Origin of the sequence: Cryobacterium luteum (assembly GCF_900110125.1) — a bacterium.
Classification (GTDB): domain Bacteria; phylum Actinomycetota; class Actinomycetes; order Actinomycetales; family Microbacteriaceae; genus Cryobacterium; species Cryobacterium luteum.
Genome location: NZ_FOCN01000010.1, coordinates 94,007 through 112,368, shown reverse-complemented (window position 1 = coordinate 112,368; position 18,362 = coordinate 94,007). Strand labels below are relative to the sequence as shown.

The window sequence follows — 18,362 nt, the reverse complement described above, 5'->3', positions numbered from 1 at the left end:
CGGCTTCCCCGGTTCGGAGCAACCGGGGACGATGGTCGCATTCCAACAGTGGAGGTCGTTATGACAACCGGATTCGACACTCGAGAACAGCCAACGACCGCGGCCAAGGCTCACCTGACCGTGCACGTCTTTGGCAACCTGACCATTCGACGTGGGCCGGTCGTGTTGCGCGCTCACCAGCTCGGCGGCCCCAAACCCCGTCAGATCTTCGAGATTCTCCTCGTGAATCTCGGGCTGCCGGTTTCCAAGGACCGCCTGATCGAACTGCTTTGGGGCGCAAGCGCCCCAGTCGAAGCACTGCCCACCCTCGAAAGCTATGTGAGTGTGCTACGCCGCCATCTGCAGCCCGGAGCGGGAAAATTCGGCCCACTGCAGACCACGACGGGCGGCTACGTCCTCGACCGCGACCTGGTCGACGTCGACCTCGACCAGTTCGATGTTCTGCTGTTCCGAGCCCAGAAGACCATTTCCGGCCTCGCCTACCCCCTGCTGCTGCGCGCTCTGGACCTCGCCAATGCGCCGCTACTTGGCGACGAACTCGTGCCCGGCTGGGCGGCGGAAGCCCGTGACTTGCACGCCGCCCGCCTCACCAGCGCCCGCATCCTCGCGTCGGAGACCGCCGCGGCGCTACACCGCATCGATGATGCCCTCGAGTTCGCGAATCTGGCACTGGCCGATGAACCGCTCAATGAACGAGCATGGACGGCCCTTATTCTCGGACTCGAGATGAGTGGACGCCACGCCGAGGGCCTGCAAGCCTATGACCGGTGCCGCCACGCCATGCAAAATGAATTGGGCTGCGCTCCTGGCCCGATTCTGCGGGCCGCCCAGCTGCGCCTGCTGCGCGCGACGGCCGACGGCGATGGCGACCTGGCCGACGTGCTCTCCGCCCTGCTCATGCTGCACGAGCAGCTCAGCGTGTCGCCGACGAACGGGCCAGCTTCGCGACCCGCCCCTACTACTCCACGACCAGAGCCGGTCGCGGATTCCCTCCGGGAGGCTACTGATGTTGTCACGTCATTCTTGCGACGCGCCGTCGCTCGCGCCTGAGCGGGCTAATCGCCCGCTGGCCTCCCTACCATATGGGGGGCAGAAGAGACAGTACTCGACAGAAACTCATCTTGTACTGATACTGGTCTCGCCAACCGGAACAGTGCCGTGCTGTCCGTCCACTTCGAGGCTTGCGAACGGGCAGAGAGGTCACCGCAAATGACCACCCAGATGTCCCCGAGTGAACCCAGCGTGCAGGGAACAACTGCGACCGCTTCCTTGCCCGGGTCCACGGCCGGGCAGATTCGCATTCTCATCGTCGACGATCACACCACCTTCGCCGAACTGCTCACCGGTTCCCTCAATCGAGAACCCGACCTGTGCAGCGTCGGCTCGGCCAACAGCGTGGCCAGCGGCATCGCCGCGTGTTTGAACCTGGTCCCCGATGTCGTGGTCATGGACTACCACCTGCCCGACGGCAGCGGCCTCGTCGCCGCCACCGCGATTCTCGCCCGAGCGCCGCACACCCGCATTGTCATTCTTACCGGCGACCCGGCACTGGAAGCCCTAGAGCAGGCCGCTGCCATCGGGGTCTGCGCGTTCCTCCCGAAGGACGGCTCCCTCGCAACGGTGCTCGACACGCTGCGGCATGCGCGCATCGGCGGTTTCATCGTGCATCCGTCATTGGTGTGTCTACTGAGCGCACGGCGACGGCAGCGTAGTGAAGAAATCCCATTTCCCGACCTGACAAAGCGTGAGCTTGCCGTGCTCCGGCTCATGGGCGAGGGCTCCGATGTGCGAGCCAACGCCAAGGTTCTCGGCATTTCTGAGAACACCTGTCGCGGCTACGTCAAGGCCATCCTCGGCAAGCTCGGCGCGCACTCGCAACTCGAAGCGGTCGTGATTGCGACCCGACTCGGTCTGGTGCCGGCCCCGCATGTCTAGACCCGCGGCGAAGCCCAGCAGCCTGGAGAAAACGCGTTCCACCGAGCGCTCAGAGGTGCGCGCGGCGGTGGGCCGGTTCCTGGCAGTGGGCATCGTCGCGATGGTCTTCGTGGCTGTACCGGCCGCCCTCTGGGTGCGCGAACTCTCCGAGCGTAACGCCATGGACAATGCCATCCAACACGCCCAACGCCTTGCCGACTACTCCGTCGGTCCCCTCCTCTCCGATGCCGTCCTCGCGGGTGACCCCGGCTCGACCCGGCGGCTCGACGACCGATTAGCCCCCCGCATCTCCGACGGATCCATAGTGCGCGTCAAGGTATGGGATCCCTCAGGCCGCATTGTGTACTCCGACCTCCCGGATCTGGTCGGCCAGGTCTTCACGCTCCCGACCTGGACGCCCGAACTGCTCGCCGGTGGTAAGGGGCGGGCGACCCTGGGACTGCAGAACGATCCCGGCGACGAGAACGAGACCGAGGCCGGCGAGCTGGTGGAGGTATACGTTCGTGCCACCTCGGCGAGCGGTGACCCGCTCATCTTCGAGGCCTACTTCAATGACGACGCCGTCCGAGACGAACAGAGTGCTCTCGTGGTCGGCCTCATCCCGGCGTTCCTGCTGTCCCTTGGGGCCCTGCAACTGGCCCAGCTGTTTCCGGCGGTGCAATTGGCCCGGCGCATTCAAGGCCACCAATCAACCAAGCGCCAACTGCTGCAGCACGCCATCGACGCGTCAGACCTGGAGCGGCAGCGCATCGCCCGCGACCTGCACGACGATGTCATCCAGGATCTCGCCGGGCTGTCCTATGCCCTCGAGGCCGAAGAACGGCATTCTGCCCCCGAGAATCGGGCGCTGTTCAGCCAAGCCACGGCCATCCTGCAGAAGAACGTGCAAACCCTGCGCGCTATGACCACCGAGCTGTATCCTCCCGACCTCGAAGAACTCGGCCTGCCCGCCGCTCTGGCCCGGCTGACCGCACCGCTGATCGAACAGGGCATCGACGTGAAACTCCACGTTCCGGCTGACTGCGACATCGACCGTGATCGTGCCGCCATGTTCTACCGGGTGGCCCGCGAGGTGCTCGCCAACACCCTGAAGCATGCCAGGGCCGGCGTCCTGGAGCTCACTCTCATGCAGGACGACGACCGCACCATCCTGCTGATTCACGACAACGGCTGCGGCTTCGATCTGTCCGCGGAGGCCCCCGACAATCATCTCGGGCTGCGCATCATGCGCGATACGATCCAGGTCGCCGGGGGCTCGCTCGAGGTGCGCTCCTGGATGGGCGGCGGCACCTCGGTCATGGCCACTCTCGATCGGGTTGCTCCTGCTCGAGTGCGCTAGCCGGAAGACGACGCCGCCGTTGGAACAGGCTCCACCCGGCGAACGCCATGGTCACGCTCAGCACCGTCGCGAGGCCGATCCCGTAAGCGACCCAGGGTCTGAACGGTAACGAGTCAGTGGCGATCGGCGAAGCGCCCGCCGCCTCGTGCGAGACGCCGTCCGCCAGCACCACCGGCTTCGGAATCGGTTCTGCCGCGACATCAACACCCGGCCCCCCGGGTGTGCCGGCTCTCACCGATACCCGCATGGGAGTAATACCGGCCGGTCGCGCGATGGCGCTGCGCACCGAGTCGACCACTTCGTCGCCCAACAACGCTCCCAGGTAGGCCACGTCCAAAGTGTTGGCCCCGAGGGTGGTGTCGTAATTGCCCAGGGCATCAGAGAGGATGCCTTCCCGGGCAATCGCCTCGGCCAATGTTGGCGAGTCGGTCGACGGCACTTCGAAGATGAGGTCGTGTACCAGAACGGTCAGAACGTAATATTGCGCGGGCGAGTTGGACACCATTTCCTCGATGAGGGCGCGCGCCTGTCCCTCCGAAACATTCGCAGGAAGGAGCAGGGTCAGCTGTGGAACGGCTTGTTCGAGCACACCGGCTGGCAGCACATCGGGAGAGATGTCGGTCAGACTCACCCCGGCGTCGTGAGCGCGTTCTTCCAGCTCGAAGCGCATGGCGGGCGCATCGGCATCCGCTGCTGTCTGCACAGCGAGCACGACCCGTCGCTGCACAAGGACTCCGTCGTAGCTGACGGTCGGTCGGCCATTGCCGATATCGCCGGCGCTGTCTTCCGATGCGACCGGGCTCACGCTCGCGGGAGTTGCCGCAGTGGGGGCCGAAGCCCCGGCGGTGCAGCCGCTCAGAAGAGCACAGCCCAGCAGTCCGGCGCTGAGCAGGGCGAGCAGCCGCACCGGCGGGGCTGGGCGGGTGGCGTGGAACATCAGGTACCGGCTGGCAGGCCCGGCAGGTACACCGGGGGGTAGAAGTCCGCCGGCCGGGTGTCAATCACGGCGGGGTCGGAATTGATCGGATCGTTCACCCGATAATCGCCAACCGCGAACTGGGTCATCATGTCGTGGTCTTCGTGCACGAGGTTGTGGCAGTGGATCATGTAGCGGCCGCCCAACTCCGGCCCGGTGTCGAACTGCATGAGCGCGGTGATGGACTCGTTTTCCCCGACGTAGAAGACATCCTTCGGACCGTTCTCCCAGGCGAATGGTTTGCCGCCGTTGGTATTGCGGCCGATGATTTTAGCGTCGATCAGGTGAATGTGCACGGGGTGGAACCAGCCACCGGACGCGTTCGTGATGGTCCACTGCTCCACGTCGTAGGGCTGTGGATTGGCGAACAGCTTGGTGAAGCGGGAGGCCGCGACATCGGCCCAGGTCGTACCGTTGATCTTCCAGACGCCGTTTATTTTCTCAACCTTGAGGTTTCGCTTGATCTTCGCCATGGCGGGGGTCAGGCTCATCGTGGCGATCCCGCCCTGGTGCGGGTTGACCGAGCCGCCGTCATCCAGCGTCGTCGGAATCGACGAGATGCTGCCCGCGTTCGACCCAAAATCGGCAACAACCTCGAACCGCATGATCTTGTTGGTGTTGATGAAGTTGACATTGTTCTTGTTGCTCAGGTTGTTCAGGCTAATTTTCTGCCCGACCCTATATTTGCGAAAGTCGATCAGAATCTCATAGCGCTCGGCTGTGCTGTGCCGCCAGGAAGCGACCGGCTGCACGGTCGGGACCATCCCGGAATCGGTAGCCACGATATAGACCGGGTCGCCGGTCGACAAAGTCGGGCGATAGGAGCGCGAAATGGAGGCAACCAGCACGCGAAAGCGATAGATACGGGGCTTCACCTTCATGGTCGGCCACGGCACCCCGTTGACCATGATGATGTCCCCGAACAAACTGCTGCGCAGTCGGTCGTTGTAGCCGAGCGATCCGTCGGCGTTAAACAGGGCATCGGAGATCATCAGCGGCACGTCGAACTCGCCCTGAGGAAGTTGAGCACGCTCATAGCTGTCCGACAACGGATAAAATCCGGCAAGTCCCGAATAGACGTTTTGTGCAGTGAGGTGGTGGTTATGGTCGTGGTACCACAAAGTGCGGGCATTCTGCCAGTTCGGGTATCGGTAAGTCTTAACGTTGCCGGGGGCCGTGACATCGTTGGCATAGCCGTCGTACTGCGGCAGTGACGCCGAGCCGTGCAGGTGGGTGACCGTGTTGAACGCATCGGAGTGCAGCAGACCCTGGCTCGGTAGCGCGTTGCGAATGCGCACCTCGAACCGGGTGCCGTGCTCGGCCCGAATGGTCGGCCCGGGATAAATGCCGTTATACCCGGCAACGGCGGTGGACAGGCCAGGCACGAACTGCGCCTGGCCAAGTTTTTGGGTTAGCGCGTACTTGGCGAACGGTCGGTCAGGGTCACCGTCGTCGAAACCGGTCTGGTACGGGGCCAGCACGGGCGGGCGGCGAAAGACGCCGGCATACGGCACCGGCATGTTCGCGGGAGCGAGCAGGCTCTGGGTGAGTAGCGGCACTGGGGGAATGACGTTGTCGTTGCCCTCCATGCCGACCAGTCCCAGCGCTCCGAAGGCGCCCAACTGGAGAACTTCCCTGCGTGATGTCATGACCTCTCCTCAAGGCTTTATGCGTGTGTGGTGGTGCTGGTGGGACCGGCCGGCGACTGAAATCCAGTCGCCGGCCGGGTGAAGCGGATCAGCTGTTTCTTAGAGAACGGTGCCGGTCGTGAAGGTCCACGTACTCGTCACCAGTGGGTTTCCGATCAGATCTCGAACACTCGTGTTGCCACCGGTGATGGTCACCCGGTACTGCACGTTCGAGGTCAGGGTCACCCCGGGGTTGATGGTCAACACATTGGTGGTGGCGTTGAACGCCGCCGCCGATGCGACAACCACCCCGGTGGAAACCCGGGTGATCTGAACCGTGCCCGCGGCCACTCCAGTGATGTCTTCACTGAAGGTCGCGGTCACATTGGCGTTCCGGCGCACCGCGGTGGCTCCCGCGGCGGGAGTCCTCGTGGTGATCGTCGGAGCCGGACCGGTGATGAACGACCAGGTGCTCGTCGCCATCGTGTTGCCGGCCGCGTCACGGATGCCCGAGAGGGTGGCCGTGTAGGTGCGGTCGGTGAGCAGCGTCACGCTCGGGTTCAGCGTCGCGACTCGCGTCGTGGCGTTGTACGAGACCACCGCGGCAATCACCGTGGCACCACGCCGGAGCACGAACGTCGTGCCGCTGACCCCGGTGACCGGTTCGCTGAACGTTGCCGTCAGGTTGCCGGTCTGGCTGATCGATCGAGCATCAGCGGCTGGCGTGCGTGCGATCACCGTGGGGAGCACGAACTCCGTGCGCGGTGTGATTACCACCGACCGAGCGGATGCCGCTCCGGTGCCGACCGAGTTGATCGCGGCGACATCGAACGTGTACCCGGTGCCGTTCGTGAGCGACCCGATCACCGCACTGGTGACGTTGGCCACCGTCGTGGTACCCGTGGCCGTCGCTCCCGCTCCGATAAAGGTGCGAACCCGGTAGCCGGTGATCGGTGCCTGGTTGGCCACCGGTGCCGGTGCAGCCCAGTTGACGGTCGCCGAGGCGTTACCGGCGACCGGGGTACCGATCACGGGAGCTCCGGCGACCACCTGCACCACCGGCGCGGTCGGGGTGACCACTACCGATCGAGCCGAGGCCACTCCGGTGCCGACCGAGTTGATCGCGGCGACATCGAACGAGTACCCGGTGCCGTTGGTCAGTACCGTGATGGTCACGGAGGACCCGGGGGCGACGTTCGAGGTGCGGAACACGGCAGCGCCGGTGCCCTCGTAGGTGCGAACGCGGTAGCCGGTGATCGGTGCCTGATTGGCCACCGGCGCGGGGGCCGTCCAGTTGACGGTCACCTGAGCGTTTCCCGCGACCGGGGTTCCGATCGTCGGAGCGCCAGCAACCACCTGCACCACCGGTGCCGACGGAGTCACCGCGTTGGACGATGCCGAGAATGCGCTCGTTCCTTCCGCGTTGGTCGCCGATACCTGGAAGGTGTAGCTGGACCCGTTGGCCAGCCCGGTGACAACCAGGTTGAATGCGGTTCCAGGTGCGGTGCGCAGTGCGCCCACCTGGGCTCCGGCCGAGTCGAGCACCTTCACCGTGAAGCTGGTGGGGATGCCGGTCAGTGAAGCTACCCAGTCGACGGTCGCCTGACCATTGCCGGCAACTGCAGCGACGTTGGTCGGGGTTGCCGGTGCCACGGTGTCGCTGAACTGCAGGCGTTCGACGTTGCGCAGGGTGTCGGTTCCGTCGGTACCGCGGTTGTCGAGCACCGTGGTGGTCGATCCGGCCGAGCCGAGCGTGCCGTCACCACCGGTGGTAGTGACCGTGTAATCGCTGGTCAGACCGGAGAACTGCGCCGAGTCAATTCCGCCAGATCCGTTGAGGATCTCGCGAACCGCAACAATGTTTCCCGGGTTGACCGTGCCGGCGAAGACAGCTTCCTGCAGTGTCGGTCCGGTGAGTCCACCGTTGCCGTCGGACAGGTACTGGCTGGTCATCGCACTCTGGTTCGCGCCGTTGATGCTGGCGCTGCCGATTTCCGTCGCCGGGTCGCTCGGGTTGGTCCGAACGCTCAGACGAAGGCTGAGGTAGGCATCACCGTCGATGATGTCGTCGGCTCCTCGTCCCTCGATCAGGTCACTGCCGCCGCCGCCGAGGAGCACGTTGCCGGCACCCCAGACGTTCGGACCGGTCAGGATCGGGCAATCACCCTGTGCCGACTGTGCGACAACGGATGCGAGCGTGGTCGTGAATTCCGGAATCAGCGCGTCGAAGCCCGCGATGCGGTCTACTCCGGCCTGGTCCACCACGTCACAGCCGATGAAGCCGCCACCGCCGACGGCGCTGGGAACCACGTCGTCGCCGCGGAGGATGTCATTCAGCTTCCAACCGGAGAGTGCCTCGACCTCGTTGTACTTGTCGCGTACACCGACCTGCAGGATATCGAGAGGAGCAATCGGCAGAGCCAGATCGGAGTCCTGAGCCTGGGGGTCACCCTGGCCAGTGGACCAGTCGTAGCCGGAACCGCCGGCGACCTTTTCAATGCCAGGTCCACCGACGCCAATGTCGTCGCCGCCCTCCATGTCGTAGTCGTCGTCGCCGCCCTGGCCGATCATGAAGTCGCTTCCGGGCTTTTGGGAGTCGTCCAGGAAGAACAGGTTGCTGCTGTCTCCAATCATGAGGTCGGGCTGGTTGCCGCCCTCTTCCCAGTCGTCGCCGCCGTCACCGAAAGCTGCGTCGAGGCTTTCACCCATAATGATGAAGTCATCGTCGGCGCCACCAAAGGTTTCGTTGGCGTTGGCTCCACCGTTCGTGAAGTCTTTGCCTTCGCCGCCCATGAGGATGTCGAGTCCGGGCCCGGCATCGATCGCGTCGTTTCCGGGGCCACCCTTGGGAACGTCGTCTCCGGCAAGGTCGGTGATGATGTCGTCGCCTTCACCGCCGAGAGCTACGTCGGCGCCGCCACCGCCTTCGATGACGTCGTTGCCGAGGCCACCCCAGTAGGTGTCATTGTCGTTTCCGCCGTACATCCGGTCCACGTTTCCGGTGCCGTTGTAGACGGCCTGGCCGTTGATACCGGCGGGGTCGACCGTGTTGCGGGCACGGTACTTGATGGTGCCATCGGGCATGCGAATCAGTAGGGCTGTTTCGTTGCACTCGGATTGGGGGTCGTTGGCAACGGTGTTGCCCGAAGCCGCGAAGCCTGCGACGGTTCCAGCCAGGTTCTTCAGCTCGAACTTGCAGTCCGCCGTGGCGAAGGGGTCGGCCTTCAGGGTGTGCGCGTTCGTGTTGCGCATCATGAGCTCGGCAAAGGAGTTGCCCTCCAGCTGGGTGCGGAGGTTCATGCCGGGCGTGCGGGCCAGGTAGTACAGCCGGTCACCGTTTTGCAGGTCGGTCATCTGGTTCTCGAACACGTAGTTGAACGTCGTGCCGAGCAGGCCACCGAACGGTGTGGTCATCTCGGCGAGACCGCCGACCCAGAGGTCGACCTCGTCGAGACCTGTGATCGAGTGCGTGCCCGTGTTAGCCCACGCTCCTGTGCTGTTCATGAAGTCCATGGCACCGTCCGGAGGAACTTCCAAGGCCAGGGTGTCGGGGCTCACGATCAGTCGTGCTGCATCGCGCTTGCCGTCGAGCGTGGTCGCCCCCGTGATGGTGGGGAACTGACCGTAGGCGGCCACGAAGTTGATGAGCGATTCCGGGTGCTTGAGGTTCTCACCGAAATCGATCCAGTTCGTGTATGGCCTGAGCGCTCCGTCGTTTGTCTTGTTGAACAGGTCGCGACGGAACACGTTGAGCCGCGGCACACCTTCCGAACGCGCACGAGCCATGTTGACCGATGCCAGGTCGAGCGGCAGGCCGAGCAGGTTGTTGCGCAGGGTATCGGTAACGAACTCGTCGAGTTCGTTGCCGACCTGGTCGCTCATGCCCATGATGACGCTGCCAGCAGCTTCCTCCGAGGTCAGCTGCCCGTCCGGGCCACCGTCGGTGTACGCGGGCGGGTTGAGGAATCCGTCGAGCAGGGAGATGTCATTCCGGGTGCCCTGAATGTCGTCACTCGTGCCGAACACGCCGTCAGCCCCGGGCTTGCCCTCGTTGGTCCGGGAGATCGTCTCGGTCAGCATGGAGTGGCCGAAGCGGTACACGGCGTGGGCGAATTCTGCTTTGACCGCCGGGTTGATCTCGGTCTGGGTGAACGCGAACGGTTCGAACGGGTTGATACCGGGCTGCACCTTGCGCGCGAATTCCTCGAACACGAGGTGCTGGTACTCCATTTCGGTGACGAAGCGGGCAGCCTGGAACAGTCGATCGCCGTTCCAGCCGGCAGCTCCGCTGGCCAGCTTCCACTCGGCCAGGGCAGCAACGCCCGTAGCTGAAGTGTCGTTGGTCAGGGTGTTCTCGATATCAGCGATCAGGCGGTCGTGCTCCGAGTGGAACACCTGGTGGATGGCGGTCAGGCCGATGTTCTCGTTGACGCGACCGTCTCCGGCGATGAAGTGAGCATTGAGCATCTCATCGTCATACGTTCCGGCCGGCTGGCTGGCAAAGTCAGCGGATGCCGTGTTGTCACCGTCCGGGGTCAGCCCGGGCTTCGGCTCCGCGTTGTGTGCGATGTCGGTCAGGAACGGCGTGTTGAAATACAGCACGTTGCTTGGAACGGGCACGGGGCTGGCCGTGTCGCCCTCGACCAGGCCGGTCGCGGTGACATATTGTGCCATTCCGCGCGCGGGTCCGGGGATGAACTTGCCGTAGGCATCCGCTGCGAGCATCGGAACGTTGAGCGCGTCCTTGTCGGCCAGAAGCAGCCCGAGCACGTTCGCGGCCTGGGCCTTGGTGGTGGCCCAGGTGGCCATGCCGCCGGCGGTCGGTCCGGCCGGGCCGCCGAGGAGCTTGCCGGTAGCAACCGGGCGACCACCCACGGTCACGTACTCGCGCAGAAAGACCTGGTGCGAGGCGTGCGAGGCGTAAGTTTGGCTCTGGTCGACCCAGGGCGAGTCGGTGTTGAGCGCATCCTGTACATCGTCAGCACTCTCGTCAACTGCCGTGGCGGGGTCGTCGCCGGTGACACCGTCGGGGCCGGGCTGGTTCTGCCCGCGGGTGAGCACCATGAATCGCAGGTTGGGGTCGAGGTCGTCACCGTTGCCGAACACGTGGTCGGCACCAGCGACGAGCGGGTCATCGGCCTTCAGGGGCATGAAGACCGTGCCACCGCCCTTGACGGTCTGGTCGACACCGTGGTCGAAGAACTGGCCGAACAGGGTGAACATTGAGTTGTACGGCGGCGAGAGGCCCACGTCGGTCGTCACGTTCGGCATGAAGAGCGTCTCACGGGACGGGATACAGCCGCCCGGAATGCCGAACGGCACGGCCGGGCTCGGATCGGTCGTGCAGGCCACGACGCCCTCATTGCCCTGGGTGCGCACCGGGTTTCCGGCGGCGGCGATCGCGGCCGGGTTGGTCGAAGTCTGGTCGACGATCAGGTTGCTGACCGTGCGTGGTTCGCTGTCAAAGACCAGGCCCTTCTTCTGGGCGTAGGAGGTCGGGTTCGGCGGTCCAAAGCCGGAGGGAGTGACTTCTGCTGGAGAGAAAACCGACCCCGTAAGGCGCGGGAAGACCTGGTCAGCGGCGCCGAACTGGTCCTGGCCGGGCTGCAGGTTGTTGCAGGAACCGTCGACCGTGCGCAGTCCGAGCGACAGCAGCGGGCTGGCGATCTTGTTGGGGCCGGTGCCGACGAGAGCGCCGCAGGGGCCGGTCGCCAGAGTGGTGTTGGCTACGTGCGTTTCCGCAATCTTGATCTGCTTGAGAATGTAGGCGAGGTCGGATGCCGTGACCGCGAACCCCTGGCCGGCCGGCGCGACCGCGGCCTGCGCCGGGAGCGCGGCCGACAGGCCCAGCCCGGCATAGAGCACGGCGGCCATGCCGGCCGCAAGTATGCGCATGGGCTTTCCGAAGACCTTTCGTGGTCTTCCACTGTCCGGGGAAGGTGGACTACCTCGCATTCCCGTGGTGTTTCTCGTGCTGCGAACGATTCCTTTACCTTCGAACCTGCTCATGACGCACCTATCTCTTCAGGGTGAGCGAATGCTGCAAGAGTGCGATGTGGGCCTTATGGAAACCTTGTGCGTTCGCCGGCCCGTCTGCCCCCTCCACTCTGGACGGGGCCCGGGCCCCGTCCACGGGCCCAGGTTATAAACTGGGCCCACGGATGGGGCCCGGGCCCCGTCCGCTTTTGCCGGGTGCTCGCCACGGTCGGCCACCGTTCCGTGCTAATTTCGCCAGACCATGTCTGATCCGTCTGCCCCCGCCGATTCCGCCCTTCCACCAGCTGCTCGGCAAGCGGATGCCCGCGGTCGCGTGGCCGTCGCCGACATCGCCGTTGGCCTGTTCCAGGCTCAGGGCTACGAGGCCACCAGCACCGCGCAGATCGCCGCCGCCGCCGGCGTGTCCCGCAGCACCTTCTTTCGCCAGTTCCGGTCGAAGGACGACGTGATCTTCGCCGACCACGACGAGCTGCTCGAGCAGATCGGCGACTATTTCGCCGCCGAACACGAGGACCCCTGGCTGGCCGTCTGTACGGCAGCAGCCCTCGTCTTCGACCGGTTTCGGGAGCGCCTCGAGATCGTGCGGGTGCGCGACCTGCTGGTGCGCCAGACATCCGTTCTGCGTGACCGGGAAACCGTGATGGTTTCGCGCTATGAGAAGACCTTCTCGGCCTTTCTGCGGCGCGCGCTGCCGGGCGTCGACCCGGTGATCGCCATTCAATTCGCGGCCGCCGTGACCGCGACGCACAATTTCGAGCTGCGCCGCCTGATTCGCGCCGTCGACGCAGAACGGATGCCCGACTCGGCTGGCCTCGCCGCCGAGCTTCGAACGATTCGCGACCGCTTCGCCCCCGTGGGCGCCCGACGCTCCGGCGCTGAAACGCCCGCCAACGAGCTGATCGTGGCGGTGTTCCCCGCCTCGGCGCTGCCTCACGATGTTGCTCAGGCGATCGAGAACAGGCTTCGTTCGGTGACACGTTGACACCAAGTGTCACTTGACCTGAGACTCGGTGTCAGGTAGAACTGTAGTCACGCTTGCTACCGCGAAAGGCACTGATGCCCGATTACGATGTCTCCGCCCCGCTCGACACTGACTACTACGGCGTCTTCGCCAATGTTCCCGACGCCGATCGGGCGTTCTGGAACCGGGCACGCACCTTCGCGGTGGAAACGCTCGACGAGCTGAGCGAGGCCTGGGACAAAGCGGAGTACCCGCTACACCTCGCCCGCCGCCTGGGCGAGCTCGACCTGCTCACCGACGGAGTCGAAGGACCGGGACTCACCCCGATGTCGCCGCTCGCCGCCGGGCTCGTGAACATGGAAATCTCCCGCGGCGACGGCTCAATGGGCACCGTCGTGGCCGTGCAGGGCGGACTCGCCCTGCGCAGCATCGCCATGTTCGGCAGTGACGAGCAAAAGGCCACCTGGCTGGTTCCGCTCGCCCGGGCCGAGAAGCTCGGTGCCTTCGCCCTGACCGAACCTGACCACGGCTCGGACTCGGTGGCCCTGGAGACCACCGCGCACCGTGACGGCGACGAATGGGTCATCAACGGCGAGAAGAAGTGGATCGGCAACGGATCGGTCGGCGACGTGACCGTGGTCTGGGCCCGTGACGACGACGGCAACGTACGCGGCTTTCTGGTGGACCAGTCCCTGCCCGGGTATGTCGGCGAGACGATGCTCGGCAAGGGCTCGCTGCGGGCGGTGCACCAGGCCCGCATCACCCTGACCGACGTGCGCATCCCGCTCGACGCCGTACTGCCCGGCACGCACACCTTCAAGGACACTGCGGTCGTTCTGTTCGCCACCCGGCTCGGCGTGGCCTGGTCGGCGCTCGGACACGCCACCGCCGTCTTCGAGGCCGCCCTCAACTACGCCCAGCAGCGGGTGCAGTTCGGCAAACCGATCGCCGGTTTTCAAATCGTGCAGGAGCGGCTCACCCTCATGCTCTCCGAACTCACCTCGATGCAGCTGCACTGCATCCGCCTGGCCGAGCTCGACGCCGCCGGCACCCTCCGACCGATCCAGGCCAGCCTCGCCAAGTTCCACAACACCCGCGCAGCCCGCTCCCTCGCCTCGCTCGCCCGCGACATGCTCGGCGGCAACGGAATCCTGCTCGAGAATCACGTGATCCGGCACCTTGCCGACATCGAATCCATTCATACCTACGAGGGGACCGAAAGCATCCAGTCCCTGCTCATCGGACGCGACCTGACCGGGGTCAGCGCCTTTCACTAAGCCCGCACTGCGCTAGATCTTTTTGGACAAAGGAGTCCCACGTGATTGACCTGACGACATTACTGAGCAGCACCGGCACACCCAACGACTCGCCCCTCACACCGATGCGATTTCTGCAGCGCAGCGCCGAAGTATTCCCGGGCAAGAATGCGATCATCTACGGCGCCAGGAGCTACACCTACCGGCAATTCGCTCAGGCGGCCGAAAAGCTCGCGCACGCCATCCGTGCGCGCATCTCCCCGGGCGATCGGGTCATATTCCTCGCGCCGAATATACCCGAGATGCTCATCGCCCACTACGCCGTTCCGTTGGCCGGCGGAGTACTCGTCGCCCTGAATTCGCGGCTCGCCGCACCGGAGGTGCACTACGTTCTCGAGCACTCCGAAGCCACCCTGTTGTTCATCGACGCCGAACTCGTTGCCGGTGTGGGGGACGCGTTCGCGGCATCCGCTGCCCTGAAGGGCGTCATCGAAATCGCCGACGGCGAGTTCGGGCTCACCGAAAGCGGCCTCGAGATCGGCCAGCAGACCCTCACGTCCTTCCTGGCCGAGGCCGACAATGATGGAACCGATCCTCTAGCCTGGGAGGTCACCGACGAACGCGCGGTGATCTCGATCAACTACACCTCGGGCACGACCGGCAAGCCCAAGGGCGTCATGTACTCCCACCGGGGCGCCTACCTCAACTCCTTCGGCGAGGTTTTCCACAATAAATTCACGAGCGACTCGGTCTACCTGTGGACACTGCCGATGTTCCACTGCAATGGCTGGTGCACGCCGTGGGCGGTCACGGCCGCCGGCGCCACCCACGTTTGCCTCCGCACGGTGCGGGCCGAAGCGGTCTGGTCGGCCATCGACACCCTCGGCGTGACCAACCTGTGCGGCGCTCCCACGGTGTGCGGCGTCATCGCCAACGCACCGATGAAGCACGTGCTCGATACTCCGCTGTCCATCACCACGGCCGGTGCCCCGCCGTCGCCGAGCGTGATCGAGCAGCTCGACGCACTCGGCATCACGGTCGTGCACGTCTACGGCCTCACCGAGGTCTACGGCCCGTACACAATCTGTGAATACCAGCGCGAGTGGGACGACCTGCCCGCCGACGAACGTGCCCGCAAGATCTCCCGCCAGGGCGTGGGCATGGTGCAGGCCGAATCGGCGCGCATCGTCGACTCCGTCATGGCCGATGTTCCGGCCGACGCAACAACCATCGGCGAGATCGTGCTGCGCGGCAACAACGTCATGCTCGGCTATTTCAAAGACCGGCAGGCCACAGCGGATGCCTTCCGCGGCGGCTGGTTCCACACCGGCGACCTCGGCGTCATGCACCCAGACGGGTACATCGAGATCAAGGACCGGGCCAAGGACATCATCATCTCGGGTGGCGAGAACATCTCCACCATCGAGGTCGAGAACGCGATGCTCACCCACCCCACCGTGCTCGACGTCGCCGTGGTCGGCATGCCGCACCCGAAATGGGGCGAACGGCCCAAGGCCTACGTCGTGCTGCGGCCCGACGCGATGGTGACCGAGGTCGACCTGCTCACCCACACCCGCTACCTGATCGCGGCGTTCAAGGTGCCCGACTATGTGACCTTCGTCGACGCCCTGCCGCGCACCGCCACCGGCAAGATCATGAAGGTCGTGCTGCGCGAGCTGCCCGAGGAGGTCACCGTGCCGGCGGTCTCATAACTGCAGGGCGCAGACCGGCGGTTTGCCAGCATCCGTGTGTAGCGTTATAAGCACAATGGAAGACCCTCCCTCGCATAGACCCTCGCCCACCACCACCGACATGCCTCTTTCGCTGAGAGGACCACACCATGTATGAGTGGATCATGGTGGGCGTAGGACTCGTTCTCACCGTTGGAACGGGAATTTTCGTAGCCTCCGAGTTTGCCCTCGTCACGCTCGACCGCAATGACCTCGAAGCCCGGCGTGACCGCGGCGAGAAACGCCTCGGTCCCACCATCAAGGCGCTCAAGATCACCTCGACTCACCTGTCGAGTGCGCAACTGGGCATCACCCTCACCACCCTGCTGACAGGGTTCACCTTCGAACCGGCGATCAGTTCGCTGCTTCGCGGCCCACTTGCCAACGCTGGAGTGCCGGACGGGGTCATTCCCGTGGTCGGAACGATCATCGCCATCTCCCTCGCGACCCTGTTCTCCATGGTGATCGGCGAACTCGTTCCGAAGAATTTCGCCCTCGCCGTGCCACTCGCGACGGCGAAGATCGTCGTCCCGGCGCAGGCCGTGTTCACGACCGTGTTCAAACCCGTGATCCTGCTGTTCAACAACACCGCCAACGCCATCATCCGTCGTTTCGGCATTGAACCCAAGGAAGAGCTCTCCGGTGCCCGCAGCGCCGAGGAGCTGAGCTTTCTGGTGCGCCGCTCCGCCCTCGAAGGGGTGCTCGACGACGACCACGCCGCCATGCTGCACCGCACCCTGCGGTTCTCCGACCACTCCGCGGCGGATGTCATGACCCCCAGGGTGCGCATGGCCTCGGTGCACGTCGCCGACACAGCCGAGGGCATCGTGCGCCTCGCCACCAGCACCGGATACTCGCGCTTCCCCGTCATCGACAGGGACTCCGACGACATCGTCGGAGTGTTGCACGTGAAACAGGCCTTCGCCGTTGCTCTCAGCGAGCGGGGCACCGTCACCGCCGCCGACCTCAAGGTGGAGGCGCTGCGTGTTCCCGAGTCGATGGGCGTGGATTCCCTGCTTGCTGCACTGCGCGGGCAGGGCTTCCAGATTGCGGTGGTCGCCGACGAATACGGCGGAACGGCCGGCATCGTCACCCTGGAAGACCTCGTCGAAGAACTCGTCGGTGAACTCGAAGACGAACACGACCGGGCCAAAGCCGGAGTCGTGCGCTCCGGCCGGTCCGTCGTCTTCGACGCCGCCTGGCGGCCCGACGAACTGTTCGACCGCACCGGGGTCACCGTTCCAGACGACGGCGACTATGACAGCGTCGGCGGGTTCCTGGCCGACCAGCTCGACCGCATTCCCGAACTGGGCGACGAGGTCGCCATCGCGGGTGGCGTGCTGCGCATCGACCGAGTCGACGGCGTGCGGGTGCACCGCGTGCGTTACACGCCGGCCGAGCCCGACACCGACACCGACACCGACCTGAGCGTGGCCACCCCGCACGACCGCATCGTGAACGACATCAAGAAAGACCTGATCCATGAGTAGCGCCGATTTAGCCGCGTACATGCCGGGCCTGATCTGGCTCGTCGTGCTGCTGGTGGTGAACGCGTTCTTCGTCGGCGCCGAGTTCGCGGTCATCTCGGCCCGGCGCTCTCAGATCGAGCCGCTCGCCGCGCAGGGCAGCAAGGCGGCCAAGACCACCCTGTGGGCCATGGAACACGCCACCCTGATGCTCGCCACCAGCCAGCTCGGCATCACCGTGTGTTCGCTGCTCATTCTCAACGTGTCAGAGCCGGCCATTCACGGCCTGCTCGAATACCCACTCGCCGGCACCGGGCTCTCCGAAGGAATGATCAGCACGATCGCCTTCACCTTCGCGCTCATTTTGGTGACCTTTTTGCACGTGGTCTTCGGCGAGATGATCCCCAAGAACATCTCGTTCTCCATTCCTGAAAAGGCCGCGCTCATTCTCGCACCGCCGCTCGTGTTCGTAGCCCGCGTGTTCAACCCGATCATCTTCAGCCTCAACTGGCTCGCCAACGGCGTGCTCCGTCTGTGCAAGGTCGAACCGAAGAATGAGGCGACAAGCGCGTTCACCCTCGACGAGGTCGCGAACATCGTGGAGCAGTCCACCCGCGAGGGCATGCTGCAGGATGCCTCGGGCACACTCAGTGCGGCGTTCGAGTTCACCTCGAAAAGGGTCTCCGACGTGCAGGTGCCCATCGAGTCGATGGTGTGTCTGCCAGCCACGGCATCCCCGGCCGACATCCAACGCGCGGTGAGCCGCCACGGCTACTCCCGCTACATCCTCACCGATGACGTCGACCAGCCGAGTGGGTACCTGCACCTGAAAGACGTCATGGATCTCACCAGCGGTACCAGCTTCACGCAGCCGGTGCCGAGCAAACGGCTGCGCCGTCTCGCTTCCGTTTCGTCGAACAGCGAACTGGAAGATGCGCTCGCGTCGATGCGGCGCCTGGGCGCGCACGTGGCGACCGCGTTTGACGCCGACGGCACCGTGACCGGTGTGCTCTTTCTGGAGGACATCATCGAGGAGCTCGTCGGTCAGGTCGAGGACGCCACGTCGATCTGACG

The 18,362-nt window shown here is 64.9% G+C and carries 11 protein-coding genes; 8 read left to right on the top strand and 3 right to left on the bottom strand.

Annotation, left to right across the window (positions count from 1 at the left end; all coding sequences use genetic code 11):
* The first annotated feature begins 60 nt into the window (after positions 1 to 60).
* The 3 genes from BMW72_RS11520 to BMW72_RS11510 all read left to right on the top strand — a co-directional run bounded on the left by BMW72_RS11520 (position 61) and on the right by BMW72_RS11510 (position 3,274).
* Entirely contained in the window at positions 61 to 1,050 is a 990-nt protein-coding gene (locus BMW72_RS11520) for an AfsR/SARP family transcriptional regulator (RefSeq protein WP_092110684.1), read from the top strand.
* A 159-nt stretch (positions 1,051 to 1,209) separates the two neighbouring features.
* Positions 1,210 to 1,935 (top strand): response regulator transcription factor, encoded by a 726-nt coding sequence (locus BMW72_RS11515; RefSeq protein ID WP_092110682.1) that lies wholly within the window; start codon positions 1,210 to 1,212, stop codon positions 1,933 to 1,935.
* Positions 1,928 to 3,274 carry a sensor histidine kinase gene (locus BMW72_RS11510; protein ID WP_092110680.1) on the top strand — a complete coding sequence of 449 codons (1,347 nt, stop codon included), beginning with the start codon at positions 1,928 to 1,930 and terminating at the stop codon, positions 3,272 to 3,274. The genes BMW72_RS11515 and BMW72_RS11510 overlap by 8 nt, the downstream gene beginning before the upstream one ends.
* On the opposite strand, the gene BMW72_RS11505 is transcribed toward BMW72_RS11510, so the two are convergent.
* The 3 genes from BMW72_RS11505 to BMW72_RS11495 all read right to left on the bottom strand — a co-directional run bounded on the left by BMW72_RS11505 (position 3,231) and on the right by BMW72_RS11495 (position 11,773).
* Positions 3,231 to 4,211: a hypothetical protein gene (locus BMW72_RS11505; RefSeq protein WP_092110678.1), complete on the bottom strand. Its 981-nt coding sequence runs from the start codon at positions 4,209 to 4,211 to the stop codon at positions 3,231 to 3,233. The genes BMW72_RS11510 and BMW72_RS11505 overlap by 44 nt on opposite strands.
* Positions 4,211 to 5,899 carry a multicopper oxidase family protein gene (locus tag BMW72_RS11500; RefSeq protein WP_092110676.1) on the bottom strand — a complete coding sequence of 563 codons (1,689 nt, stop codon included), beginning with the start codon at positions 5,897 to 5,899 and terminating at the stop codon, positions 4,211 to 4,213. The genes BMW72_RS11505 and BMW72_RS11500 overlap by 1 nt, the downstream gene beginning before the upstream one ends.
* 99 nt (positions 5,900 to 5,998) lie before the next feature.
* Positions 5,999 to 11,773 carry a peroxidase family protein gene (locus tag BMW72_RS11495; RefSeq protein ID WP_166787648.1) on the bottom strand — a complete coding sequence of 1,925 codons (5,775 nt, stop codon included), beginning with the start codon at positions 11,771 to 11,773 and terminating at the stop codon, positions 5,999 to 6,001.
* 343 nt (positions 11,774 to 12,116) lie between these two features.
* Here BMW72_RS11495 and BMW72_RS11490 point away from each other — a divergent pair, with 343 nt between their 5' ends.
* From BMW72_RS11490 to BMW72_RS11470, 5 genes are all read left to right on the top strand, one after another.
* Positions 12,117 to 12,857, top strand: coding sequence for a TetR/AcrR family transcriptional regulator (locus BMW72_RS11490; RefSeq protein WP_092110675.1), 741 nt, complete (start codon positions 12,117 to 12,119; stop codon positions 12,855 to 12,857).
* Positions 12,858 to 12,931: 74 nt separating this feature from the next.
* Positions 12,932 to 14,113 carry an acyl-CoA dehydrogenase family protein gene (locus BMW72_RS11485; protein ID WP_092110673.1) on the top strand — a complete coding sequence of 394 codons (1,182 nt, stop codon included), beginning with the start codon at positions 12,932 to 12,934 and terminating at the stop codon, positions 14,111 to 14,113.
* A gap of 41 nt (positions 14,114 to 14,154) precedes the next feature.
* Positions 14,155 to 15,804 carry an AMP-binding protein gene (locus BMW72_RS11480; protein ID WP_338419428.1) on the top strand — a complete coding sequence of 550 codons (1,650 nt, stop codon included), beginning with the start codon at positions 14,155 to 14,157 and terminating at the stop codon, positions 15,802 to 15,804.
* Positions 15,805 to 15,932: 128 nt separating this feature from the next.
* Positions 15,933 to 17,312: a hemolysin family protein gene (locus tag BMW72_RS11475; RefSeq protein WP_092110671.1), complete on the top strand. Its 1,380-nt coding sequence runs from the start codon at positions 15,933 to 15,935 to the stop codon at positions 17,310 to 17,312.
* Positions 17,305 to 18,360 (top strand): hemolysin family protein, encoded by a 1,056-nt coding sequence (locus tag BMW72_RS11470; RefSeq protein ID WP_092110669.1) that lies wholly within the window; start codon positions 17,305 to 17,307, stop codon positions 18,358 to 18,360. The genes BMW72_RS11475 and BMW72_RS11470 overlap by 8 nt, the downstream gene beginning before the upstream one ends.
* The last annotated feature ends 2 nt before the right edge of the window (positions 18,361 to 18,362 follow it).